Origin of the sequence: Paraburkholderia agricolaris (assembly GCF_009455635.1) — a bacterium.
GTDB classification, from domain to species: domain Bacteria; phylum Pseudomonadota; class Gammaproteobacteria; order Burkholderiales; family Burkholderiaceae; genus Paraburkholderia; species Paraburkholderia agricolaris.
The window spans coordinates 4,226,646-4,250,918 of the sequence record NZ_QPER01000001.1; the positions used below are offsets into that span (position 1 = coordinate 4,226,646).

Sequence of the window (24,273 nt, forward strand, 5' to 3'; positions counted from 1 at the left end):
TCAGTCGTGCCATTAAACCAGCACGCGCTCGATTCCGCCATTGTTCGCCCGCTGGACGTAGTCCGACATCCAGTCTTCACCAAGCACGTGACGCGCCATCTCGACGACGATGTAGTCCGCCTCGGTGCCCGCATCCTCGTTGTAGCGCGACAGGCCTTGCAAGCAGGACGGGCAGCTCGTCAGAATCTTGACGTCGGTCGCGCCGTTCGGTTGCGGCCCATCGCCCGCCTTGAGCACCGAGCCATCCAGCGCACCTGCCGCACCGGCCGACGCATTGGCCGCATTGATTCCGTTCGCGCCCGCCTCGGCCACCAACGGAATGCCTCGCAGCTTCGCCGCGCCCTTGCGCATTTCTTCTTCCTTGCGGAAGCGGACTTGCGTCGAAATGTCCGGACGCGTCACCGCGAGTGTGCCGGATTCGCCACAGCAGCGATCGTTCTTCTCGATCTTGTAGCCGTCGTTCTCCGACCCCATCAGCTGATTGACGAGCTTGACCGGGTCCATCGTCTTGATCGGGGAGTGGCACGGGTCGTGATACATGTAGCGCACGCCGTTCACGCCTTCGAGCTTGATACCCTTCTCGAGCAGGAACTCGTGAATGTCGATGATCCGGCAACCCGGGAAGATCTTCTCGAATTCGTAGCCGGCCAGCTGGTCGTAACACGTGCCGCACGACACCACCACCGTCTTGATGTCGAGGTAGTTCAGCGTATTGGCGACGCGGTGGAACAGCACGCGGTTATCCGTGACGATCTGTTCGGCCTTGTCGAACTGGCCCGAGCCGCGCTGCGGATAACCACAGCACAGGTAGCCCGGCGGCAGCACGGTTTGCACGCCCGCTTCCCACAACATGGCTTGCGTCGCCAGACCCACTTGCGAGAACAACCGCTCGGAGCCACAGCCCGGGAAGTAGAACACCGCTTCCGTGTCGGCCGTGGTCGTCTTCGGATTGCGGATGATCGGGACGATCTTGTTGTCCTCGATATCGAGCAACGCGCGGGCGGTTTTCTTCGGCAGGTTGCCCGGCATCTTCTTGTTCATGAAGTGGATCACCTGCTGCGTGACCTTCGGCTTGCCGACGGTTGCCGGCGGGTGTGCCGTCTGCTTCTTCGCGAACTTCTTCAGCACGTCGTTGCCGAGACGCTGCGCCTTGTAGCCGATGCCCATCATCGCGGTGCGCGCGAGGTTGATGGTCTGCGGGTTGGTGGCGTTCAGGAAGAACATGCCGGCTGCGTTGCCCGGATTGAATTTCTTCTTGCCCATCTTGCGCAGCAGGTTGCGCATGTTCATCGTCACGTCGCCGAAGTCGATCTTCACCGGACATGGCGTCACGCATTTGTGACAGACCGTGCAGTGATCGGCGACGTCGTTGAACTCGTCCCAGTGCTTGATCGACACGCCGCGGCGGGTCTGCTCTTCGTACAGGAACGCCTCGACCAGCAAGGAGGTGGCGAGAATCTTGTTGCGCGGGCTGTACAGCAGGTTCGCGCGCGGCACGTGGGTCGCGCACACCGGCTTGCACTTGCCGCAACGCAAACAGTCCTTGATCGACTCGGAAATCGCGCCGATGTCGGACTGCTGCATGATCAGCGATTCATAGCCCATCAGGCCGAAGCTCGGCGTGTAGGCGTTGCGCAGGTCCGCGCCTGCGAGCAGCTTGCCCGCGTTGAAGCGGCCATGCGGATCGACCCGCTGCTTGTACGCGCGGAATTCGCCGATCTCTTCTTCGGTCAGGAATTCGAGCTTGGTAATGCCGATGCCGTGCTCACCGGAAATCACGCCGTCGAGCGAACGCGCCAGCTTCATGATGCGCGCGACCGCCGTGTGGGCATCCTGCAGCATCTCGTAGTTGTCGGAGTTGACCGGCAGGTTCGTGTGAACGTTGCCGTCGCCCGCGTGCATGTGCAGCGCGACGAACACGCGGCCACGCAGCACCTTCTTGTGGATCGCCTGGGCTTCTTCGAGAATCGGCTTGAATTCGCCGCCGTTGAAGATCTGGCGCAACTCTGCGCGGATCTCTGCCTTCCACGACACGCGGATCGTCCGGTCCTGGGTGATGTGGAACACAGTGGCATCCGGCTGCGCGTCCGCGCGATCGGCAAACTTCTCGGCCAGCCCCTCGTAGCCGAGGCCGACCAGATAGTGCTGCGCCTCGCGCAAGGACAGATCGAGCTTGTCGCGCAGGAATTCCCAGCGCGCGCGCACCTTCTTCAGCAGATCGAGCGCCTGTTGCACGCGGTCTTCGAGCAGCTCCGCGCTCGGGATCTCGTTGGCGTCGTCGCTCTTGCCGAGCGGCAACTTGCCGCCCTTGAAGAACGTTTCGAGCGCGTCGACCAGTTGCAGCTTGTTCTTGATCGACAGTTCGATATTGATGCGCTCGATGCCGTCGGTGTACTCGCCCATCCGGTCGAGCGGAATCACCACGTCTTCGTTGATCTTGAACGCGTTGGTGTGCTTGGCAATCGCCGCGGTCCGGCTGCGGTCGAGCCAGAAGCGCTTGCGCGCCTCGGCGTTGACGGCGACGAAACCTTCGCCGCTCTTGCCGTTGGCCATGCGCACGACTTCCGAAGTGGCTTGTGCGACCGCGTCCGCATCGTCGCCGACGATGTCGCCGATCAGCACCATCTTCGGAAACGCGTTGCGCTTGCTCTTGGTCGCGTAGCCGACCGCGCGCAGATAGCGCTCGTCCAGATGCTCGAGGCCGGCGAGAATCGCACCGCCCTGCTTCGACGTTTCGAACAGATAGTCCTTGATCTCGACGATGCTCGGAATCGCTTCGCGGGCCTGGCCGAAGAATTCGAGGCAGACCGTGCGCGTGTGCGCCGGCATCTTGTGCAGCACCCAGCGCGCCGACGTGATCAGGCCGTCACAGCCTTCTTTCTGCACGCCCGGCAGACCCGCCAGGAATTTGTCGGTCACGTCCTTGCCGAGACCTTCCTTGCGGAACACGCGGCCCTTGATGTCGAGCGCTTGCGTGCGCAGCAGCTTTTCGCCCGGCGCGTGGCTGCCGTCAAACCACTTCAGCTCGAAACGCGCGACTTCGATGTCGTGAATCTTGCCGAGGTTGTGATCCAGACGCGTAATTTCGAGCCAGTTCCCTTCCGGGTCGACCATCCGCCACCAGGCGAGGTTGTCGAGCGCCGTGCCCCACAGCACCGCTTTCTTGCCGCCCGCGTTCATCGCGACGTTGCCGCCGACGCAGGACGCATCCAGCGAGGTCGGATCCACCGCGAACACATAGCCGGCCTGTTCGGCGGCTTCGGTCACGCGGCGCGTCACGACACCGGCGCCGGAGAAAATCGTCGGCACCTTGCGATCGACGCCCGGCAGTTCGGTCAACTCGACCGCGCCCAGCTGTTCGAGCTTTTCCGTATTGATGACAGCGGAAAACGGCGTGAGCGGCACCGCGCCGCCCGTGTAACCCGTGCCGCCTCCACGCGGAATCACGGTCAACCCCAATTCGAAACACGCCTTGATCATGCCGGCGATCTCGGCCTCGGTATCCGGCGTCAGCACGACGAATGGGTACTCGACGCGCCAGTCGGTCGCGTCGGTCACATGCGAGACACGGGACAAGCCGTCGAACTTGATGTTGTCCTTTTCCGTGACCTTACCCAGTACCTTGTTCGCGCGACGGCGCAGATCGAAGGTTTTCTGGAATTCGCTCTCGAAATCGTCGACGGCACGACGTGCCGCCGCCACCAGCGTCTCAACGCGAGCCGCCCGATCAATCCCCGCTTCATCGCCATGCGCGACCAGATCGGCGCGACGGCGCTTTTCGATCTCGGTCAGACGGTGATGCAGCGCCTCGATCAGCATCGCCCGGCGCTTCGGATTGTCGAGCAGGTCGTCTTGCAGGTAAGGATTGCGGCGCACGACCCAGATGTCGCCGAGCACTTCATACAGCATCCGTGCCGACCGGCCGGTGCGGCGTTCCGCGCGCAGTTCGGCCAAAGCCGCCCAGGCATCGTCGCCTAGCAGGCGGATAACGATTTCACGGTCGGAAAACGACGTGTAGTTATAGGGAATTTCGCGCAGACGCGCTTCGGGATCGGCGGCCACCGCTGCGGCGGCCCCGTGCGGATCGAAAACTTGAGGTGCGTTCATGTTCGGACGACTCGGTGGGTCAACCAGGCGCGCTCACGGGTGAGGCGTCGGCGGACGGTGCGCGTGGGGCGCAATGCTGGAAATCTTCTAGGGGAGCGAAGCGCAACCGACGGCTTACCCACATCGGTCGCTTCACGGCGCTCAGAGACAGCTACACGATCGTGCCTGACGGACGTGACGCTCCGCCGCGGGGCAAGACTCACGCGGGACGGGCATCAAATGGGCGATCCGAGGCTGCCAGTGCATCTTCCGATCCTTATTCCAAAATGGAATTCTACCTTATGATCCCGCCGCGCGTTGACGCCCGAAATCGGAGCTGCGACGGGGTTTTGGACGGTTTTGGGTGAAACGGCGCTCATCGATGCCGACGGCGAATTCTCCGACCGAACGGTCGGGTGGCCGCTTGCCGGCGGCGCTCAGGCGCGCGCCGAGGGTTCGGCGACGGCCAGAGCGCCCACCGTTGGCGCTATCATTGACCCTTTCCCGTCTTCACAAAGCGCACCGCGCCACCCGCATGGCTTCCCACGACTACCTGAAGAAAATCCTGACCGCGCGCGTCTACGACGTAGCTCGCGAGACCGAACTCGAACGCGCGCCGAATCTGTCGGCGCGCCTGTCCAATCCGGTTTATCTGAAGCGCGAGGACAACCAGCCGGTGTTCTCCTTCAAGGTGCGCGGCGCGTACAACAAGATGGCGCATATCCCGGCGGACGCGCTCGAGCGCGGCGTGATTACCGCGTCGGCGGGCAATCATGCGCAGGGCGTGGCGCTGTCGGCGGCCCGCATGGGCGTGAAGGCGATCATCGTCGTGCCGGTGACAACCCCGCAGGTGAAGGTCGACGCCGTGCGTACGCATGGCGGAGCAACGGTCGAAGTCGTGCAGTTTGGCGAGTCCTATAGCGATGCGTACGGGCATGCGGTGAAGCTGCAGGAAGAGCGCGGCCTGACCTTCGTTCACCCGTTCGACGATCCGTATGTGATTGCCGGCCAGGGCACGGTTGCGATGGAGATCCTCAGCCAGCATCAGGGCCCGATCCACGCGATCTTTGTGCCGATCGGCGGCGGCGGACTCGCGGCAGGCGTTGCGGCATACGTGAAATCGGTACGCCCGGAGATCAAGGTGATCGGCGTACAGACCGACGACTCGTGCGCGATGGCCGCCTCGCTGAAAGCGGGTGAACGGGTCACATTGAACGAAGTCGGGCTATTCTCGGACGGCACGGCAGTCAAGCTGGTGGGCGAAGAAACCTTCCGACTGTGCCGTGACTATCTCGACGACGTGCTGCTCGTGAATACCGACGCGCTGTGCGCGGCGATCAAGGATGTGTTCCAGGACACCCGCAGCGTACTGGAGCCGGCCGGCGCGCTGGCCGTGGCCGGCGCCAAACAGTACGCCGAGCGCGAGGGCCTCGAGAACCAGACGCTGATCGCGATCACGTCGGGCGCGAACATGAACTTCGACCGCATGCGTTTCGTGGCCGAGCGTGCCGAAGTCGGTGAAGCGCGCGAGGCGGTATTCGCGGTGACGATTCCCGAGGAACGTGGCAGCTTCCGCCGCTTCTGCGAGCTGGTGGGCACCCGCAGCGTCACCGAGTTCAACTACCGGATTGCGGATGCCAGCTCCGCCCATATCTTTGTCGGCGTGCAGATCCGCAATCGCAACGAATCGGCGCAGATTGCCGCGGCCTTCGAAGCACACGGCTTCGCCACCGTCGATCTGACTTTCGACGAACTGTCGAAGCAGCATATCCGCTACATGGTCGGTGGCCGCTCGCCGCTGGCGCATGACGAACGCCTGTTCCGCTTCGAGTTTCCGGAGCGGCCGGGCGCGTTGATGAAGTTCCTGTCGTCGATGGCGCCGAACTGGAATATCAGCCTGTTTCACTACCGTAATCAGGGCGCGGACTACAGTTCGATTCTGGTCGGCATCCAGGTGCCGGAGAGCGAGAACCGCGAGTTCGACCGTTTTCTCGCGACACTGGGTTATCCGTACTGGGAAGAGACGCAGAACCCCGTGTACCGCTTGTTCCTCGCTTGATCTTTTTGGACTGAAACGCGCAGATGGCTCTTTCGCTCGTCGACAAACTGGTGGTGGCAATCTCGTCGCGCGCGCTGTTCGACTTCGAGGAAGAGAACTGCGTGTACGAGGCGGGCGACCTGCGAGCGTATGAGGCCTTGCAGCGCGAACGGCTGGCCGTGCCTGCCAAACCAGGCGTCGCGTTTCCGCTGATCCGCAAGCTGCTGGCCTTGAATGCCGGTGGCCATCGGGTCGAAGTCGTGATCCTGTCGCGCAGCGATCCGATCAGCGGCTTGCGCGCGTTTCATTCGTGCCGGGAATATGGACTCGCGATCGAGCGTGGCGTGTTTACACGTGGGCGCGCGCCGTTCGGCTACCTGAAGCCGTTGAATGCCGCGCTGTTTTTGTCCGCGAATCAGGACGACGTGCGTGACGCACTGGCCGCCGGATTTCCGGCCGCGCGCGTCTTGCCCGAATCAGCGAGAATGGCGAGTAAGTATCCGGACGAGATCCGGATTGCCTTTGACGGCGACGCCGTGTTGTTTTCCGACGAAGCCGAGCGCATCTTTCAGAAGGACGGCCTGCGCGCTTTCGTTGGCCATGAGATTCACAACAAGGACTTACCGCTTGCGGATGGGCCTTTGAAACCGTTGCTCGAAGCGCTGCACCGGTTGCAGAAACTCGCGGACGAAGCCGCGCCGATGCATATTCGTACGGCATTGGTGACGGCACGCTCGGCGCCGGCGCATGAGCGCGCGATCCGCACATTGATGGCGTGGAACATCGAAATCGACGAAGCGATGTTCCTTGGCGGCCTCGACAAGAGCGCATTTTTGCGTGAATTCGAGCCGGACTTTTTCTTCGACGACCAAATTGGCCATTGCGAATCGGCCCGCGTCGTGACGGCGACGGGGCACGTGCTGAGTGGCATCGTGAACGCATCATGACACCTGAACAGTCACCACTGGGTAAGGCTTCCACTTACACCGAACAATATGACGCCTCGTTGCTTTTTCCGATTGCCCGGAAGAACGCGCGTGAGGCGATTGGGATTGGCACGCAGTTGCCATTTTTCGGCACGGACATCTGGAACGCTTACGAGTTGTCCTGGCTGAATGCGCGCGGCAAGCCGCAGATTGCTGTGGCGACTTTCTTTGTGCCGGCTGATTCGCCGAGCATTGTCGAGTCGAAGTCGTTCAAGCTTTATCTTGGGTCGTTTGCGCAAACGGCGTTCGAATCAATGGAAGTGGTGCACGACACGATCAAGCGGGATGTGTCCGCTTCTTGTGGCGCGACGGTTTCTGTTCATCTGAGCGCGCCGTATGAGTTTGGCAAGTTGCAGATGGAAGAGTTTGAAGGCTTGTCGCTGGATCGGCTCGATCTGGATACGGATGTTTATCAGCCGGATGCTTCGTTGCTGAAGGCTGCACTTGATGAAGCGCCGGTTGAGGAGACCTTGTTCTCTAACTTGCTGAAGTCGAATTGTCCGGTGACCGGGCAGCCTGACTGGGGTAGCGTGCAGATTCACTATGTTGGGCCGCAGATTGATCATGCGGGTTTGCTGCGGTACATCATCTCCTATCGGAATCACACCGGGTTTCATGAGCAGTGTGTCGAGAGGATTTTTGTCGATATTCTTAAGGCCTGCCGGCCGGTGAAGTTGGCTGTTTATGCGCGGTATACGCGGCGCGGGGGGCTCGATATTAATCCGTTCCGGACGAATTATAATTTGCCGATGCCGGATAATATGCGGTTGGCGCGGCAGTAAAAAAGTTTGGGTTTTGGCCTGCTCGGCGGGTTGGTTTTGGTTGTGGTTTTAAGGTGTTGGCCTTTCCTTGTTGTGTTAGTGGTCTATTAGCGTTGCCCCTGTGCGGGGCGGCACCTGTGGTGGTCAAGTAATCCTGGACACTTTTTCCGCTTTCCACTTTTTCTGCATGGTGATTTCGTATTCGGCGGGCGGCATGTTGCCGGCCGCCGAATGCAGCCGCTGCTGGTTGTAGAACGTCAGGATGTAATCAGTGACATCGATCTTTGCTTCGAGATAGCTTCGGTACGGACGCAGCCTGACCCGCTCGGTCTTCAGGCTGCGGAAGAAACGTTCTACTACCGCGTTATCCCAGCAGTTGCCCTTACGACTCATGCTCTGCGTGATTCCGTTCTGGCTGAGGAAGTATCGGAACACATGGCTGGTGTACTGACAGCCCTGATCCGAATGGAACATCAGCCCTGAGGCGGGCCGGCGCACGTCCAGCGCCAGTTGCAAAGCGCGTATCACGAGGTTGGTGTCGGGCGAGGCCGGGCAGGCCCATCCGACCACACGCCGCGAGAACAGGTCCATCACGACGGCCAGATACAGCCAGCCTTGCTGCGTCCAGACATACGTCACATCCCCGGCCCAGACCCGATTGGGCATTGCGACATCGAATGCCCGCTCCAGCAGATTAGGCGCGAGCGTCGCTGTGGCGCCTCCCTTCGGATACTGATGGGTGCGTGCCACACGGACCTGCACACCGGCTTCGCGCATCAGGTTGCGGGCGCGATGTCGTCCCGCGTTGTGACCGCGCCGGCGCAGTTCCTGCGACATGCGTCGACTGCCACACGTCTGGTCGTACTGCGCGTGAATTGCACACACTTCACGCAGTGCCATCTGTCGCTTCGGATGCGGGCGGCCACCGCGCGCCTTCCACGCGTAGTAACTGCTGCGCGCCACCCCCACAGCCCGGCAGACAGCCGCTACCGGATAGGCCTTCCCTGCGCGCTGGATCACTTCGTATTGCGATCCAGTTCCTTGACAAAGAAGGCTGTGGACTTTTTTAAAATGTCGCGCTCCCGTTCCAGTTCGGCCACCCGCCTTTCCAGCTCCTGAATGCGGATCTGGGCAGGCGTCGAGCCTTCCTTTGGTGGCTCCGTCACGGCACCGTGTGGCAGGCGATCACCCATCCAGCGGCGCAACGCCGTCTCACCAATTCCCAGCGCCCGCGAGGCCTTCGTGACCGTGTAGCCCTGCCGCAGCACCAGATCGACCGCATCTTCCTTGAACTGCTTCGAGAATTCCCTTCTTCCCATCTGACACCTCTCTGTCTGGATATAAGTCTACCTTTTGAGGTGTCCAGCTTTATTAGGCCACTACAGCACCTACTTTTCTTTGCCGGCCCTCCATGTCAGGCTAGTTGTCGCCTCACTCGAACGATTGATGTAAAGATGGAGGGCGGACAGCGAATGGAATATGAGACGCTATTCAGCAGAGACGCGGGAATGGGTAGTCAAACAGATGATGCCGCCGTTCAATCGTGCGGTCATCGAGCTGGCAGGGGCGACGGGCATCACGACGGTGACACTGCGTGCCTGGCGGCAGAGCGCGAGACAGGCTGGGGGATTCATGCCGGGCAATGGCAAGACAAGCGATCAATGGTCGAGCGCCGACAAGTTCAGGGTGGTGCTGGAGACGGCATCGCTGAACGAGGTGGAGACCTCAGAATACTGCCGTAGCAAGGGCATTTATCCGGAGCAGATCCGGCAGTGGCGTCAGGCGTGCGAGCAGGCCAACGTGCCGGAGGCGAAACTCACGGCTGCCCAGCGCAAGGAAGTGAAGGCTCACCAGAAGCGCATCCGTGAACTGGAGCGCCAGCTCAAGCGCAGCGATGCGGCCCGTGCGGAGGCGGCGGCGTTGCTGAACCTGCGAAAAAAAGCCGACGCGATCTGGGGCAAGGAAGAGGAAGACTGATCAGCAGCCCGGATCGCGATGAAGCCATGCAGTTGATCGATGAAGCCGTACGGCAAGGGGCATGCCGCTCGCGAGCATGCGAGCAGTTGGGGCTCAGCATACGCAGTGTCCAGCGCTGGCGCCTGTTGCCGCATGACGGGCGCACTCAGGTGAAGCGTGCAGCGCCGCCCAACAGGCTGAGTGAAGCCGAGCGGCAGGCCGTACTCGATGCGGCCAACCGCCCGGGCTACGCGAGCCTGACGCCGCACCAGATCGTGCCGAAACTGGCCGATGAGGGGGTTTATCTGGCTTCCGAATCGACGTTCTACCGGGTGCTGAAAGCGGCAGGACAGGGCCAGCGCCGGGGCCGCGCGCGTGCCCCGCAACGACGCACGCTCACGACGCATTGTGCCGATGGTCCGAATCAGGTGTGGTGCTGGGATATCACCTGGATGCCGACCACGGTAAGGGGCCGGTACTTCTACTGGTACATGATGAAGGACATCTACAGCCGCAAGCTGGTGATGAACGAGGTCTGGGAGCAGGAGTCGGCCGAGCACGCGAGCGTGCTGCTGGCCAAGGGGTGTCTGCGTGAAGGCGTCGCCGGGCGTCCGCTGGTGCTGCACTCTGATAACGGCAGTGCAATGAAAGGCGCCACCATGCGCGCGGCGATGATCGATCTGGGTGTGCAGCCTTCGTTCAGCCGGCCGCGTGTGAGCAACGACAACGCTTTTGCCGAATCGCTGTTCCGAACGGCGAAGTACTGTCCGTTGTGGCCAGAGCAGCCGTTCGACACGCTGGAGGCGGCTCGGCAATGGGTGCAGCGCTTCGTGCAGTGGTACAACGAAGAGCACTGTCACAGCGGTCTGAAGTATGTCAGCCCGGGCCAACGTCACCGGGGCGAAGCCAGTGACCTGCTGGCCCGACGGCGAGCGCTGTACCGGAGCGCACGCATGCGAAACCCGGCGCGCTGGTCAGGAGCTATCCGGAACTGGCATCTGGCAGACGCGGTCTATCTGAATCCGGAACGAACCTCGGCCTCGGCCCAAATGTACAGGCAGGCAGCGTAACGGTTCACGCGACAACTACCTTGACACACACCGCCTGCCGCAAAGAAAAGCAACCGTATTGGAAGTCAAGCGACGGCTAGCTGGCGGATGACTGATGCCCGGCACGGTAGTCAGCGATGCACAGGCGAGCGCATGCAGCACGATTGATGATCGCGCCCGGACTGCCCGCCATCAGGGCAACGCGTGACGAAGCTCAGTTAGTCGGCGAACTCCAGGGCGTGGCGTTACGGACCATCGCATTGAGCGTGACGACGAGCTTGCGGATGCAGGCCGTGATAGCAACCTTGAACGGTTTGCCGGCCTTGCGTAGCCGGTCATAGAAAGCCCGGATGGTCGGGTTAAAACGCAGCGCCGGCACGCAGGCCATATAGAGCGCTCGCCGCACGACGGCGCGCCCACCCTGAATGCGGCGTTTGCCGATGTGCCTGCCGCTGTCGCTATTGAAGGGAGCGACGCCGGTGAGCGCAGCGATCTCCCGGCGGTTCAGCGAGCCAAGTTGGGGCATAAAAGCGATCAGCGTCGCGGCGGCGCCGGGACCGATGCCTGGCACGGAGCGCAGCAGGTCTTCCTTCTGGCGCCACGCGGGCGAGGAGCGCAGGAATGAATCGATGTCGTTGTCAGCGAGCTTGATCTGCTGCTTGAGCCATTTGATGTGCTCGTTCAGACTGTCCCGTGCAGCGGCATGGGCGCGCTCAAGCCGTGCTTTCTCTGCCACGAGCATATCGATGAGCTGGGCACGGCGCAGCAGCAGGGCCTGCAACTGCTCGGTCTGCACATCGGTGAGCGGGCGCACGACGGGCTTGAGGACCGCGGCGAAATGGGCGATGGCGAAGGCGTCGATGCGATCGGTTTTGGCACGCGAGCCGGTTGCGCGGGCGAAGTCGCGTACCTGCCGGGGATTGACCGCGACGGCGGGCAAGCCGGCCTCGCAGAGGGCCCTGAGCACAGCGAGTTCAAGCTTGCCGGTGGCCTCCATGACGATCAGTGTGGGGCTCAACGCGATCAGACGTTGCACCAGCTGTTCGATAGCGACCGGCTCATTGTCGACACGGAAATGTTCGGTGGTGTCGTGAATGGCAATATCGAGCGCGCTGCCGCTGACGTCGATGCCGATATAAACGGAAGAAGATTGATTCATCACGGTACCCATACTTGCAGGAAAATACGAGCTCAAGGCTCAGTCAACTGTTCGGGTTAGAAGGATGAAAAAGGATAGTCGCTCAAGCTTCTCTGCGGGCTCGAAACCCGGTAGGCAGACGAACTGACTGTCCCTGTGACGACAACTGATCGGGTCGGCGTCACAGAAGGGAATATACAAGTAGGCAAAAGAAAGCGGCTTTACACCGCTAGCTCATAAGCGGGTCCCCCGCGCAGCCACGGTAGTGGTGCATCTGGAATCTGTCGCCTCGCACATTCAGCGTCAGTGACAAAGGAGTCATACCTCCGGCGGCGCTGCGCGCGCCGACACCCAGTTCATAAACCGCCCGCTACGTTTTCGCACGCACGCCTCGTTTGGCGAGTGGGTCGGACTGTGTCTGGTGAGCCTTTATCGCCGGCATCATTTCATTCGAAGTACGAAATTTGAATAGCGCAAGCCATTACGACTTGCTGGCCAGTCAGAATGAAATCACGATACGTGTGAAAGCGCTGCAATACTTTTGCGCACTCCGCCGAGGCGAAGCCGATGGCTCCCGCTGCGCGAAGCAAACCCGCTGGTTTCCCTGGCAGACCCGTCCGCGACGCACGCAGTGCGGAGTGGGAGCTGATGAGCGCTTTGTCACGAACGCGGAGTGTGCGGGAACACAGATTCCAGATGCACCACTACCGTGGCTGCGCGGGGGACCCGCTTATGAGCTTGCGGTGTGAAGCCGCTTTCTTTGCTTATCTTTCTTTGCGGCGGTGTATAGACCGGAGACATAGCTGACAGGTGTGCGGGGACATGGTTGACACTTCCGGGTACTAAAACGCCCGGTCCCGACCATGCCCTGGAACGCAAGAGACACCATGAGCCTCCGACAGGAATTTGTTCATCTGGCCAGTCAGGACACGCTGACGATGACCGAGCTGTGCCAGCGCTTTAACATCAGCCGGCAGACCGGCTACAAATGGCTCCATCGCGGCGAGCATGCGCTGGCAGATCAATCCCGACGCCCGCTCAGCAGTCCGTCGAAGACCCCCACTGCGATGGAGCAGGAAGTGGTACGGCTGCGCCAGGCCCATCCGCGCTGGGGCGGACGCAAGATCAGCCGGCGCCTGCGTGATCTGGGCCTTGAGGCGGTGCCGCAGCCCAGCACCGTGACCGACATCCTGCACCGGCACAACCTGATCCTGCCGGCCGATTCAGCGATGAGCCAACCCTGGAAGCGCTTTGAGCACGAGCAGCCTAACGTACTCTGGCAGATGGACTTCAAGGGGCACTTTGAGACCCTCGGGAAGGAGCGCTGCAGCCCCCTGACGGTACTCGACGACCACTCGCGCTTCAGCATCCTGCTGCGCGCCTGTGGACCCACCGACACCGCTACCGTGCAGACAGGATTACGGGAGGCGTTTGGACACTATGGCCTGCCGTTACGCATCAATACCGATAACGGCTCGCCGTGGGGTTCGCCTGGCAGTCCGGGGCAACTCACCGAACTGGCCGTCTGGCTGATCCGGCTGGGTATCCGCATCAGTTACAGCCGGCCTTACCACCCGCAGACCAACGGCAAGGACGAGCGGTTTCACCGTACGCTGAAGGCTGAAGTACTGAACGGACGAAGCTTCGCTACCCAGCAGCACGTGCAACAGGAACTGGACCGCTGGCGCACCGTATATAACTGCGAGCGCCCGCATGAGGCGATCGGCATGGACACGCCCATCAGCCGTTACCGGCCGAGCCCCCGGGCGTATCCATCGATCCTGCCGGAGCCGGAGTACGGCCCGGATGACGTGGTGCTGCTGGTTAAATCGGATGGCCGGCTACGCTTTGAAGGACGGCACCTCAAGGTCTCGAATGCACTTTATGGACTGCCGGTTGCGGCACGCGCAAAGCCGGGCGAAGACGGCGTATTTGAATTCTGGTTTGCCCATCACCGCATCCTCACCCTTGACCTGAGGAGCGACAATCACTGACCATAAAGTGTCAATGATGTCTCCGCACGTTTGTCAACCATGTCTCCGGTCTATACACGGCGGCAAAGAAAGTAAGTGCCGCCCCGCACAGGGGCAACGCTAATAGACCACTAACACAACAAGGAAAGGCCAAAGGACCAAAAGACCAACCCCAAACAAACCACCAACAAGGCAACACCAAAAAACCCAGAATCGCCGAGCAGGCCCAAACCTTGACCTTCAATCAGGCAATTCCGCGGCTCCCATACGCCGCGCAATAACCCGCGAACGTTGCGCCAGATACCCCGAGCCCCTGTGCTCATCAAAGTACTTAGGCTGCGGCAGCATCACCGCCAACCGTGCCGACTGCGCAGCAGTCAACTTCGCAGCCGAAGTCTTGTAGTAATAATGCGCGGCCGCCTCCGCGCCATAAACCCCATTCCCCCACTCAACGGAGTTGAGATAAATCTCGAAGATCCGCTGCTTGTCCATCAAGGTCTCGAGCATCCACGTGATAATCAACTCCTGACCCTTGCGGATATAACTCTTCTCCCGCGATAAAAACAGATTCCGCGCCAGCTGCTGAGTAATCGTCGACCCGCCGCGAACAATCCTGCCCTTGGCTTTATTCCGCTCCCAGGCCTGCAAAATGGCATCCGTCTCGTAGCCATTGTTATTCACGAAGTTCGCGTCTTCAGAAGCAATAATCGCGCGCTTCAGATTGTGCGAAATCTGCTCATACGGCACCCACGTATGCTGCACCGAAAGATCAGGCCGATCCTGCGACAAACGCCACGCATCCGAGCGCATGAAAGCCGTCGACTGAGGATTCACGTAATTCCACACCGCGATCTGCGCGAAGTAAAACGCCTGCGTCGCAAGCCACGCAATCGCCACCACCACGCCCAGATAAAACACCCATCGCACCGGGCCTGGCCGGCTCGCGCGCCGCGTTGCTGTCATCGTGCCTGGAGTCCTCGAGTGAGTGAGCCGGTGGGTTCCGGGAAGTTAAAAGCCGCCTAAGCGTGCGACGGCGCTGTCAACAACGCTCGCAATTCGGCTAGCACCGGCGCGCCGTCGGGCCGCACGCCTCGCCACACGTAAAACGATTCGGCCGCCTGCTCGACCAGCATGCCGAGGCCATCGGCTGCGCGTGCACCCAGCTTCCGCGCATGCTCCATGAACACCGTCGGATGCGCGCCGTACATCATGTCGTAAGCAAGCGTGCCGCTGCCGAACGCGCGGTCGTCGCATTCGGGCAACGAGGCATCCAGACTGCCCGCCGTCGCGTTGACGATCACGTCGTATGCGCCGGCTTCGATCGCACGCGCGCTACCGCCGGCCAGATGGCAAGCGGCCTCGCGCGCGGCTTGCGCGAACTGGTCGACGAGCGCGTCGGCCTTCGCCGCCGTACGGTTGACGATGGTCAACGTGTGCGGCGCACGGTCCAGCATCGGCAGCACAACGCCGCGCGCGGCGCCCCCCGCACCCAGCAACAAAATCCGCGCGCCCTTCAACGACACACCGAGATTCACCTCGATATCGCGCACGAGGCCGAAACCGTCCGTGTTGTCGCCGTAAACACCGCTCGCGTCGAACCGCAGCGTGTTCACCGCGCCTGCTGCCGCCGCACGCGGCGACAAGGTATCGGCAAAGGCATGGGCGTCGAGCTTGAACGGCACCGTAACGTTCATGCCGCGGCCGCCCGCTTCGATAAAAGCCCGCACGTGCGGCACGAAGGCATCGACCGGCGCCAGCAGGGGGACGTACTCGATCGGCTCGCCAGTCTGCGCGGCAAAACGGCCATGAATGAACGGCGACTTGCTATGCCCGACCGGGTTGCCGATCACGGCGTAGCGGTCATGTGACTGATCCGCGCTCATCGTCCCGGCTCCGCGACGTGCTGCTGATCGGCGGCCGCATCGCCGGTGCCGGTGTCGGTCCCGTTTTCGGCGTCGCCTGCTTCTGCCGCGGCACCGTCGAGGTCGGCTTCCGCCTGAACCTCGGCTTCGCCTTCGGCACTCTCATCCGCCACGTCGATGATTTCCTCTTCGCCCTCGTCAGCTTCTTCAGCCTCGCTGCCGCTCGTCACGGTCGGCGCGTCGAGCACATGCAACAGGCGCACAGACGCTTCAACGGTCAGTTCGTCGATCGACATCACTTCCATCTGCAAGCGCGTGCCGCGCGCATGCACGCCGAGACCCGGCACGTGCAGCAACAGCGGAATCTCTTCGAGGCGTACGAGATCGCCCTTCACCACCGACGCCACCACCTGCTTGCGGTTCTCCTGCTTCAGCCAGCGCAGACACCAGAAGTACTCCATGCGGCGCTGGTGATCGGCGTACGCGGTGTAGGTGTCATCGAACCCTTGCACGACGGCAAACAGATCAGCGTCCTTCGGCTTGAACGGCGCAGCCAGTTTCGCAGTGACGCCGTGCTGCACACAGGCAAGCAACTGCCACTGATTCACGAGGTCGACATAGCGGCGCAGCGGCGAGGTGCTCCACGCATATTGCGTGACCCCCAAGCCTTCGTGCGGCGCGGCATTGGTCTGCATGCGGGTGCGTTTCGGGCCGGTCGGCGCGCCGAACGCGCGTTGTGTGCGATAGATGCCCGGCACGCCATGGTCGTGCAGGAACGCGCCCCACGACGAGTTGGCGAGAATTGCGAGTTCCGCGACGATCGTGTCGAGCGGCGAACCGCGCCGGCGCGGCGTAATCGTGATGTGCTCGCCTTCAACATAGAAATTGAAATCGGTGTTGCGCTGCACTTCACGCCGCAGGCCGTAACCGGCGCGCGCGGTCTGACGCTTTTCGAACAGCGCCTGCGCGAACGGCCACAGCACGGCGATGTCTTCCTTATGCGGATAGTCGCCCGTCCCCGCGGCCAGCGCTTCTTCGGTGACCAGTTCGTCCAGCGTGTTGTGGCGCAAATTATTCTTCACGAACACACGCTCGGCGCGCGTTTCGCTCGCCACGATTTCCTGCGTCTCGCGATTGATGATCACATACAGCGACAACGCCGGCCGCAAACCGCCTTCAGCCAACGTAAAAGCTTCGACGACGCTGTCGGGCAGCATCGTGATCTTGTCGCCCGGCATATAAACGGTCGACAAACGCGTGCGCGCGATCGCATCGATATCGTCGCCACGCGTAATGCCGAGCGCCGGCGCGGCAATGTGCACGCCGATCCGCACGCGGCCATCCGCCAGGTGCTCGACCGAGAACGCATCGTCGATTTCCGTGGTGGTGATGTCGTCGATCGAGAAGGCCTCGACCTCGGCTTCCGGCAGATCCTCGGGCAACGTGCCGACCGTGACCGGCGGAAAACCGGTGCCGTGCGGGAAAAACTCGGAGAGGAATTTCGCCTCGTGCAACGCGCGAGCCGACGCAATCCCGCCGCATTCGAGCATCAGCCGCGCCTGCGAAATGCCGCGCGCCGCCGCTGCGGCTTCGAGCGCCTTGTACTCGATCGTGTTCTTGTCGGGCTTGGTGAGCAAGGCCAGCGCCTTGCTGCCGCTGAAGCCTTCCGGCAGGTGGCCCGCTTTCAACTCCTCTTCGTAGCCGGCCTGCACCAGCGCCTGCTGGCGCTTGCGCTCCAGCCCGGCAAGCGCCATCTTGAGCTGCTCCTGCGGCGCGCGTTGGTACATGCCCCGGCCCTTGCGGCGGAAATACACCGGTGAGCCATGCATGCGCAGCACCAGCGCGGCGCGTTCGATGGCGCCAAACGAAACGCCGAAGTACTCGGCGCCCAGCGTGGCAAACGGAAATTCGTCTTCCGGCGCACATTCCCACAGGAAATCCAGATCGATGTCCTGCGCGGCCGCGTCAGCCTGCTGCATCAACTCACCGGCGCTCGGCTTTTCGAACTCGATCAGCACGTCTTTCGCGCGCACCTTGGTGCGCCGACCGCCCGGCAACTCGACCTGAAAAGCGTCGCCTTGGCGCGACAGCACGCTGCCCGCCTTGAAACTGCCCGATTCCTCAAAGAAAACGTTCACTCAATACTCTCGTTCTGACTTGCATCCACCGGCGCGCCCGATTGAGTTCAGCTATCGGTCACTGCGTGCGCGGCACGGCAACGTGTTCGTGGTAGTGGATCCGCGGCGCGACATACGCGCCAGCGGTATGAATCTGGTGATCCGCAACAGCCTCGCTGCGGGATCGTCGGTACTGTCAGGCCGCTTCGCGCGGCGCCGGCGGTTCGATATCCTCGGCGTCGCAAAAGGCCAGCACCTCGTCGACGTATTGCGCGAATTCGCTGATCGCGTGGTCGCTCCCTTCGATCAGCGTAGTGCGTGCGCCCGGATAGTGCGCAAGCATTTCACGGTAATCGAGCACTTCGTCGCCGGTAGCGGCTATCAAATAATAGCGTTCGGGCCGCGTGATCGACGCGACGCCGAGCGCGCGCAACTCGTCCAGGTGATGCGGCTCGACTGTAATGCTGCCGCCGCCATGCCACAACGGCTGCTCGCCGAGATAGGCGCTCAGGTCGCGCTGCGGCACCACCGCCGGATTCAGCAGCACCGCCGGCCAGCCGTGTTTCTCAGCAAGATACGTAGCAAAGTAGCCGCCCAGCGAACTGCCGATCACGGTGACGTTCGCCGGCCTCGCGGCCGCCACCAGCGATTCGACGAGCGCCACGGTCTCGAACGGCGAGACCGGCAGCATCGGGCAGCACCATTCGCCGCCGCGCCCGAGTTCGACCAGGCGCGCCGCCAGCACGCGCGCCTTGAACGAGTTGGGCGATGAACGAAAACCGTGCAGATAGAGGATCACGACGTGCCTCGTGCGGAAAGTGCGTCGAGCAGCTTCTGATGCACGCCGCCAAAGCCACCGTTGCTCATCACCAGAACCTGGTCGCCGGGGCGCGCGGCATGCGCCACCGCTTTGACCAGCGCGTCGAGATTGTCGAAAGCCTGGGCCTTGCCGCCGAGCGGCGCGAGCGCTTCGGCGAGATTCCAGCCGAGCGCGTCACGGCCGGACGGCGCGCCGTAGCCGAACACCAGATCGGCGTCGGCGAGGCTCGCCGGCAGTTGAGCTTTCATCACGCCGAGCTTCATGGTGTTTGAGCGCGGTTCCAGCACGGCCAGGATTCGCGTGTTTTCGTGGCCGACACGGGCGCGCAAGCCGGCTACCGTGGTCTCGATCGCCGTGGGGTGATGGGCGAAATCGTCGTAGACGGTCACGCCCTCGACGCTGCCGCGCACTTCCATGCGGCGCTTCACATTGCGGAAGCTCGCGAGCGACTTCGCGGCTTGTGCCGGCGGCACGCCGACATGGCGCGCGGCGGCGATCGCGGCCAGCGCGTTCATGCGGTTGTGCTCACCCTGAACCTGCCACTCGACGACCCCGACACGCTCACTGTTGTGATACACGGCAAAGCGCTCGTCGACCGGCTCGCCGTCTTCCGCCGGAAGGGTTTCCCAGCCCCCTTGCACGCCGAAGCGCTCGACTTCGCTCCAGCAACCGCGCGTCAGCACACGCTCGAGCGCGTCTTCACGACCATTGGTAACGATACGGCCGATGCCCGGCACGGTGCGGATCAGGTGATGGAATTGCGTTTCGATCGCGGCCAGATCCGGGAAAATGTCGGCATGATCGAACTCGAGGTTGTTCAGGATCGCGGTTTTCGGCCGGTAATGAACGAACTTGGAGCGCTTGTCGAAGAACGCGGTGTCGTATTCGTCGGCTTCGATCACGAAGAAGCTCGAATCGGTCAGCCGCGCCGACACCCCGAAATTCAGCGGCACGCCGCCGATCAGGAAGCCCGGATTGAGACCTGCGTCTTCAAGCAGCCAAGTCAGCATCGAACTGGTGGTGGTCTTGCCGTGCGTGCCGGCTACCGCCAGCACCCACTTGCCGTTCAGCACATGTTCGCCGAGCCACTGCGGGCCGGACACGTACGGCAGGCCGCGATCGAGGATCGCTTCCATCAGCGGGTTGCCGCGTGTAACCACGTTGCCGATTACGAACAGATCGGCATTGAGGCCGTCCAGCTGCTCAGCGCCATAACCTTCGATCAGACGAATGCCCTGTGCCTCGAGTTGCGTGCTCATTGGCGGGTAGACGCCGACGTCGCAGCCCGTCACGGTATGGCCCGCGCCGCGCGCGAGGACCGCGAGTCCGCCCATGAACGTGCCGCAGATGCCGAGGATGTGGATGTGCATAAGCCTGTCGTGCCGCGCGGGCGTATTTTTTGCAAGGGATGGGAGTGCAGAGAAGCGGCCGAAACGACCGTCTGCAAAGGACGCTATTGTAACCGACGCCTCCGAATCGCCCTACGAACGGGACCGTCAGCGCGGCCATCCGCCTGGCCCGTGCCGGGCACCCGGCGCGGCCCGCCCGGAAAGGGCTGTCATCAATCTCTAGTATGATTGAGAGATGGTTCGCAAATCACATTTCGATCCGCAGCGCGTGCGCGAGGAAATCGCCACTGCGGCTGCCCGGATGATCGCTGAAGACGGTCTGGACTACGCAACGGCCAAGCGTAAAGCGGCACGGCAGGTAGTCGGCGAGAGCCGTGTTGCCGGCGAATGGCTGCCGGATAACGACCAGATCGAAGAAGAAATCCGCGAGTACCAGTCGCTCTTCCAGGGTGACAGCCAACCGGCGTTGCTGCGGCGACTGCGTCACATTGCAGTCGACTGGATGGAGCGGCTCGCGCCGTTCAATCCGTATCTGACCGGCGCGGTGCTGGGCGGCACCGCTGGCGAGCACTCGGATATTCACCTTCAGGTGTTTTGCGACAACCCGAAAGAAGTCGCGATCTACTTTCTGAATGCCAACATTCAGTACGACGTTTCGGAGACACGGCATTTTGGCGGCCGCGGCTATGTCGAGACGCTGAGCTTCCTCTGGCGCCCCACGAACGAAGGGCGCGACGCGGAGCCGGCCGGCATCCACGTCGCCCTGTACGAAACAGACGACTTGCGCGGCGCGGTCCGCGCCGACGCGCGCGGCCGCACGGCCCGGGCGAATCAGCAGGCGGTTCAGGCGCTGCTCGACAGCAGCAACGTCACCTCTTCAACTAATTAGACAGACCTGGAATGAATACGAGACGGATTCTGGCAGGCGCGCTGGTCGCGATCGCCGCGGCGGGCGGCGGGGTGCTGGCCAATCATTGGCTGAACGGCGCCCCGGAAGTCGCCCACGCGGCGCAACCCGGTTCCACGCAAAGCGCGGTCGAGCAACTCTGGAGCGCGCCCGTCACGAATGTCGACGGCAAGCCGCAATCGCTAAGTTTGCTTAAAGGCCACCCTATCGTCGTCAATTTCTGGGCGTCGTGGTGCGGACCGTGCGTTGAAGAGATGCCCGCCCTGTCGCAACTTCAGCGTGAATATGCAAAGAAAGGTATCCAGTTCGTCGGACTTGGCGTCGATTCGGATAAAAATGTCCAGGCGTTCCTGCAGAAAGTCAAAGTAGCCTACCCGGTCTATGTGATCGGCTTCGGCGGCGCCGATCTCGCCCGCGCGTTCGGCAATAACGCCGGCGGCCTGCCCTTTACCGTCGTTATCGACGCCAAGGGCAATATCCGCTCGACAAAATTAGGGCAAATCGACCCGCGAGCGTTGAAAGAGACCCTCGACGCACTCTAAATTTCACATTCTTTTGACGATCAGATCGGGGTAAAAGGCGCGAAATTACGCGCAAATCGCCCGAATTTGAGAGAAGATGGGCGTCCGGAGAAGCGGCGAAAGGTCGCCGGCGGCGTTTCGAACGCGCGGGAAACTAGACAAGTTTCTCTAATCAGCGCTAAAGTGCGCCCAATTCCACGGAAAAAGAAGCGACCATGACGCGACTGCTGGTACTGCACGGCCCCAACCTCAACCTTCTCGGCACCCGGGAACCCGAGGTCTACGGCCGCGTGACGTTGCCGCAGATCGATCAGGCGCTGGCGGACCGCGCAGCGGACGCCGGTGTCGAACTCGCGTCGTTCCAGAGCAATCATGAAGGCGCGCTGGTCGATCGCATCCAATCCGCACGGACTGAAACAACCGATTTCATACTGATCAATCCCGCCGCGTACACGCACACCAGCGTGGCCATTCGGGACGCACTGGCGGGGGTCGGCATCCCGTTCGTCGAGATTCATCTGTCGAACGTACATCGCCGCGAACCGTTCCGGCATCACTCGTATTTCTCCGACCAGGCAGAGGGCGTGATTTGCGGCCTCGGCTGGAAGGGGTATCTGTACGCGCTCGAATTCGCGCTCGACCGGCTGTCCGCCGGTTCGTCGCGCGGCTGATTCCAAACACGTCTAATTTGCGCCGGCTGCGTACGCGCCGGCACTTTACGCATTGAAAGGGGCTTCCTGATGGATCTACGTAAACTGAAAACTCTGATCGACCTCGTCTCGGAGTCCGGTATTTCCGAACTCGAAGTGACCGAAGGCGAAGGCAAGGTCCGCATCGTCAAGAATGCGCCGCCGGTTTACGTGCAACCGTCCGCTTCGTATGCCCCGCAATATGCGCAACCGGCGCCGATGCCGGCTGGCGAAGCGCCGGCTGCAGCAGCCGGCGCCCCGGCTACGCCGGCCGCCGCCGCGCCGCAAGGCCACGTGGTGACCTCGCCGATGGTCGGCACCTTCTACCGTGCGCCATCGCCGGGCGCCGAGCCGTTCGTCCAGGTGGGCGATACGGTCAAGGAAGGCCAGACGATCTGCATCATCGAAGCGATGAAGCTGCTCAACGAAATCGAGTCGGACAAGTCCGGTGTGGTCAAGGAAATCCTCGTCGACAACGGCCAGGCGGTCGAGTACGGCCAACCGCTGTTCGTGGTCGGCTAACGCGGCACGCGTTGCGCTTTTTTTGCGCCTGCCGCCCGCGCGCCTGCCCTCCCGGGGCGCGCGGCCGATCCTCTGAGGCGGCCTGTGTTGTGATCAACCGGGCGCCTATTGATGAGTCGAAAACCCGCTATGTTTGAAAAAATCCTCATTGCCAATCGTGGCGAGATCGCGCTCCGTATTCAGCGCGCGTGCCGCGAACTTGGCGTCAAGACCGTCGTCGTCTATTCGGAAGCCGACAAGGAAGCCAAGTACGTGAAGCTCGCCGACGAGGCGGTCTGTATCGGCCCGGCACCTTCGAATCTGAGCTACCTGAACATGCCGGCGCTGATCAGCGCGGCAGAAGTGACGGACGCCGAAGCGATCCACCCGGGCTATGGCTTCCTGTCGGAAAACGCCGACTTCGCCGAGCGCGTCGAGCAGTCCGGCTTCACCTTCATCGGCCCGCGCCCGGAAACCATCCGGATGATGGGCGACAAGGTCACGGCCAAGCAGACCATGATCAAAACCGGCGTGCCCTGCGTGCCGGGTTCTGAAGGCGCGTTGCCGGAAGATCCGAAAGAGATCGTGAAAATTGCCCGCCAGGTCGGCTACCCGGTCATCATCAAGGCCGCCGGCGGCGGCGGTGGCCGCGGCATGCGCGTGGTGCATACGGAAGCGGCGCTGGTCAACGCGGTCAACATGACCCGCGAAGAAGCCGGCCGTGCCTTCGGCAACCCGCAGGTCTACATGGAGAAATTCCTGGAGAACCCGCGGCACATCGAAATTCAGGTGCTGGCCGATTCGTTCAAGAACGCGGTCTGGCTGGGCGAGCGCGATTGTTCGATGCAGCGCCGCCACCAGAAAGTGATCGAAGAAGCGCCGGCGCCGGGCATTGCGCGCCGCCTGATCGACCGTATCGGCGATCGCTGCGCGGACGCCTGCAAGAAGATGGGCTACCTCGGCGCGGGCACGTTCGAATTCCTGTACGAAAACGGCGAGTTCTATTTCATCGAAATGAACACTCGCGTGCAGGTCGAGCATCCGGTGACCGAGCTGATCACCGGCGTCGACATCGTGCAGGAACAGATCCGCATCGCGGCGGGCGAGAAGCTCGCCTTCCGTCAGCGCGACATCGTGTTCAAGGGTCATGCGATCGAATGCCGGATCAACGCAGAAGATCCGTTCAAGTTCATTCCGTCGCCGGGCCGGTTGACGTCGTGGCATATGCCGGGCGGTCCCGGCATCCGCGTCGATTCGCACGCCTACAATGGCTATTTTGTGCCGCCGAACTATGATTCCATGATCGGCAAGCTGATCGCATACGGCGCGACGCGCGAGCAGGCGATCAAGCGGATGCGCATCGCGCTGTCGGAAATGGTGGTGGAAGGCATTCAGACCAACATCCCGCTGCACCGCGAGTTGATGCTGGACGCGAAGTTCGTCGAAGGCGGCACCAGCATTCATTACCTCGAAAACCGGTTGGCCGCGAAGCAGCAGGCCGCGCCGGAAGAAGCGTAAGT

At 62.1% G+C, this 24,273-nt stretch carries 18 protein-coding genes; 10 read left to right on the forward strand and 8 right to left on the reverse strand.

Annotated elements, in window-relative coordinates:
• Positions 1 to 12: 12 nt before the first annotated feature.
• The gene (locus GH665_RS18535) at positions 13 to 4,107 is read right to left on the reverse strand and encodes a DUF3683 domain-containing protein (RefSeq protein ID WP_153137362.1); all 4,095 of its coding nucleotides are present in this window, start codon (positions 4,105 to 4,107) and stop codon (positions 13 to 15) included.
• A 514-nt stretch (positions 4,108 to 4,621) separates the two neighbouring features.
• Between GH665_RS18535 and ilvA the strand changes: the two genes are divergently transcribed.
• From ilvA to queF, 3 genes are read left to right on the forward strand one after another with little or no spacing between them, the layout of a single operon-like run.
• Positions 4,622 to 6,145, forward strand: a complete 1,524-nt coding sequence (gene ilvA / locus GH665_RS18540) for a threonine ammonia-lyase, biosynthetic (protein WP_153137363.1) — start codon at positions 4,622 to 4,624, stop codon at positions 6,143 to 6,145.
• Positions 6,146 to 6,168: 23 nt separating this feature from the next.
• Positions 6,169 to 7,071: a 5'-nucleotidase gene (locus tag GH665_RS18545; RefSeq protein WP_153137365.1), complete on the forward strand. Its 903-nt coding sequence runs from the start codon at positions 6,169 to 6,171 to the stop codon at positions 7,069 to 7,071.
• Entirely contained in the window at positions 7,068 to 7,892 is an 825-nt protein-coding gene (gene queF / locus GH665_RS18550) for an NADPH-dependent 7-cyano-7-deazaguanine reductase QueF (RefSeq protein WP_153137367.1), read from the forward strand. Before GH665_RS18545 ends, queF begins: the two co-directional genes overlap by 4 nt.
• A gap of 123 nt (positions 7,893 to 8,015) precedes the next feature.
• Here the strand turns inward: queF and GH665_RS18555 are convergent.
• Positions 8,016 to 9,190, reverse strand: a protein-coding gene (locus GH665_RS18555) for an IS3 family transposase (protein ID WP_246216246.1) whose coding sequence is annotated in 2 segments (ribosomal slippage) — positions 8,016 to 8,932 and positions 8,932 to 9,190 — 1,176 coding nt in all. Because the reading frame shifts where the segments join, the coding sequence is not laid out codon by codon here.
• 160 nt (positions 9,191 to 9,350) lie between these two features.
• On the opposite strand from GH665_RS18555, the gene GH665_RS18560 reads away from it, so the two are divergent.
• Positions 9,351 to 10,897, forward strand: a protein-coding gene (locus GH665_RS18560; RefSeq protein ID WP_408279059.1) for an IS3 family transposase whose coding sequence is annotated in 2 segments (ribosomal slippage) — positions 9,351 to 9,816 and positions 9,816 to 10,897 — 1,548 coding nt in all. Because the reading frame shifts where the segments join, the coding sequence is not laid out codon by codon here.
• A 193-nt stretch (positions 10,898 to 11,090) separates the two neighbouring features.
• On the opposite strand, the gene GH665_RS18565 is transcribed toward GH665_RS18560, so the two are convergent.
• Positions 11,091 to 12,035: an IS110 family RNA-guided transposase gene (locus GH665_RS18565; RefSeq protein ID WP_174771707.1), complete on the reverse strand. Its 945-nt coding sequence runs from the start codon at positions 12,033 to 12,035 to the stop codon at positions 11,091 to 11,093.
• Between the two features lie 842 nt (positions 12,036 to 12,877).
• Here GH665_RS18565 and GH665_RS18570 point away from each other — a divergent pair.
• Positions 12,878 to 14,008 (forward strand): IS481 family transposase, encoded by a 1,131-nt coding sequence (locus tag GH665_RS18570; RefSeq protein ID WP_153134442.1) that lies wholly within the window; start codon positions 12,878 to 12,880, stop codon positions 14,006 to 14,008.
• A gap of 219 nt (positions 14,009 to 14,227) precedes the next feature.
• On the opposite strand, the gene mtgA is transcribed toward GH665_RS18570, so the two are convergent.
• The 5 genes from mtgA to mpl form a co-directional block, all read right to left on the reverse strand.
• Positions 14,228 to 14,950 carry a monofunctional biosynthetic peptidoglycan transglycosylase gene (gene mtgA, locus GH665_RS18575; RefSeq protein ID WP_028196445.1) on the reverse strand — a complete coding sequence of 241 codons (723 nt, stop codon included), beginning with the start codon at positions 14,948 to 14,950 and terminating at the stop codon, positions 14,228 to 14,230.
• Between the two features lie 56 nt (positions 14,951 to 15,006).
• Complete coding sequence (gene aroE / locus GH665_RS18580) at positions 15,007 to 15,870, reverse strand: shikimate dehydrogenase (protein WP_153137369.1); 864 nt, start codon at positions 15,868 to 15,870, stop codon at positions 15,007 to 15,009.
• Entirely contained in the window at positions 15,867 to 17,987 is a 2,121-nt protein-coding gene (locus tag GH665_RS18585; RefSeq protein WP_153137371.1) for a ribonuclease catalytic domain-containing protein, read from the reverse strand. Before GH665_RS18585 ends, aroE begins: the two co-directional genes overlap by 4 nt.
• A 175-nt stretch (positions 17,988 to 18,162) precedes the next feature.
• Positions 18,163 to 18,765: a YqiA/YcfP family alpha/beta fold hydrolase gene (locus GH665_RS18590; protein WP_153137373.1), complete on the reverse strand. Its 603-nt coding sequence runs from the start codon at positions 18,763 to 18,765 to the stop codon at positions 18,163 to 18,165.
• Entirely contained in the window at positions 18,762 to 20,156 is a 1,395-nt protein-coding gene (gene mpl, locus GH665_RS18595) for a UDP-N-acetylmuramate:L-alanyl-gamma-D-glutamyl-meso-diaminopimelate ligase (RefSeq protein ID WP_153137375.1), read from the reverse strand. The genes GH665_RS18590 and mpl overlap by 4 nt, the downstream gene beginning before the upstream one ends.
• 214 nt (positions 20,157 to 20,370) lie before the next feature.
• Between mpl and GH665_RS18600 the strand changes: the two genes are divergently transcribed.
• From GH665_RS18600 to accC, 5 genes are all read left to right on the forward strand, one after another.
• Entirely contained in the window at positions 20,371 to 21,024 is a 654-nt protein-coding gene (locus GH665_RS18600; RefSeq protein WP_153137376.1) for a UDP-N-acetylmuramate--alanine ligase, read from the forward strand.
• An 11-nt stretch (positions 21,025 to 21,035) separates the two neighbouring features.
• Positions 21,036 to 21,584, forward strand: coding sequence for a TlpA family protein disulfide reductase (locus GH665_RS18605; protein WP_153137378.1), 549 nt, complete (start codon positions 21,036 to 21,038; stop codon positions 21,582 to 21,584).
• Between the two features lie 194 nt (positions 21,585 to 21,778).
• Entirely contained in the window at positions 21,779 to 22,234 is a 456-nt protein-coding gene (gene aroQ, locus GH665_RS18610; protein ID WP_074282168.1) for a type II 3-dehydroquinate dehydratase, read from the forward strand.
• Positions 22,235 to 22,303: 69 nt separating this feature from the next.
• Positions 22,304 to 22,774 (forward strand): acetyl-CoA carboxylase biotin carboxyl carrier protein, encoded by a 471-nt coding sequence (gene accB / locus GH665_RS18615; protein ID WP_028196453.1) that lies wholly within the window; start codon positions 22,304 to 22,306, stop codon positions 22,772 to 22,774.
• 129 nt (positions 22,775 to 22,903) lie between these two features.
• On the forward strand, positions 22,904 to 24,271 hold the full coding sequence (accC, locus tag GH665_RS18620) for an acetyl-CoA carboxylase biotin carboxylase subunit (protein ID WP_007180351.1): 1,368 nt from the start codon (positions 22,904 to 22,906) through the stop codon (positions 24,269 to 24,271).
• Positions 24,272 to 24,273: the final 2 nt, after the last annotated feature.

Bases quoted from the DNA above. Each gene is read 5' to 3' on its own strand.
- GH665_RS18535 (WP_153137362.1), bottom strand. From the start codon at position 4,107: ATGAACGCACCTCAAGTTTTCGATCCGCACGGGGCCGCCGCAGCGGTG.
- ilvA (WP_153137363.1), top strand. From the start codon at position 4,622: ATGGCTTCCCACGACTACCTGAAGAAAATCCTGACCGCGCGCGTCTAC.
- GH665_RS18545 (WP_153137365.1), top strand. From the start codon at position 6,169: ATGGCTCTTTCGCTCGTCGACAAACTGGTGGTGGCAATCTCGTCGCGC.
- queF (WP_153137367.1), top strand. From the start codon at position 7,068: ATGACACCTGAACAGTCACCACTGGGTAAGGCTTCCACTTACACCGAA.
- GH665_RS18565 (WP_174771707.1), bottom strand. From the start codon at position 12,035: ATGAATCAATCTTCTTCCGTTTATATCGGCATCGACGTCAGCGGCAGC.
- GH665_RS18570 (WP_153134442.1), top strand. From the start codon at position 12,878: ATGCCCTGGAACGCAAGAGACACCATGAGCCTCCGACAGGAATTTGTT.
- mtgA (WP_028196445.1), bottom strand. From the start codon at position 14,950: ATGACAGCAACGCGGCGCGCGAGCCGGCCAGGCCCGGTGCGATGGGTG.
- aroE (WP_153137369.1), bottom strand. From the start codon at position 15,870: ATGAGCGCGGATCAGTCACATGACCGCTACGCCGTGATCGGCAACCCG.
- mpl (WP_153137375.1), bottom strand. From the start codon at position 20,156: ATGCACATCCACATCCTCGGCATCTGCGGCACGTTCATGGGCGGACTC.
- GH665_RS18600 (WP_153137376.1), top strand. From the start codon at position 20,371: ATGGTTCGCAAATCACATTTCGATCCGCAGCGCGTGCGCGAGGAAATC.
- GH665_RS18605 (WP_153137378.1), top strand. From the start codon at position 21,036: ATGAATACGAGACGGATTCTGGCAGGCGCGCTGGTCGCGATCGCCGCG.
- aroQ (WP_074282168.1), top strand. From the start codon at position 21,779: ATGACGCGACTGCTGGTACTGCACGGCCCCAACCTCAACCTTCTCGGC.
- accB (WP_028196453.1), top strand. From the start codon at position 22,304: ATGGATCTACGTAAACTGAAAACTCTGATCGACCTCGTCTCGGAGTCC.
- accC (WP_007180351.1), top strand. From the start codon at position 22,904: ATGTTTGAAAAAATCCTCATTGCCAATCGTGGCGAGATCGCGCTCCGT.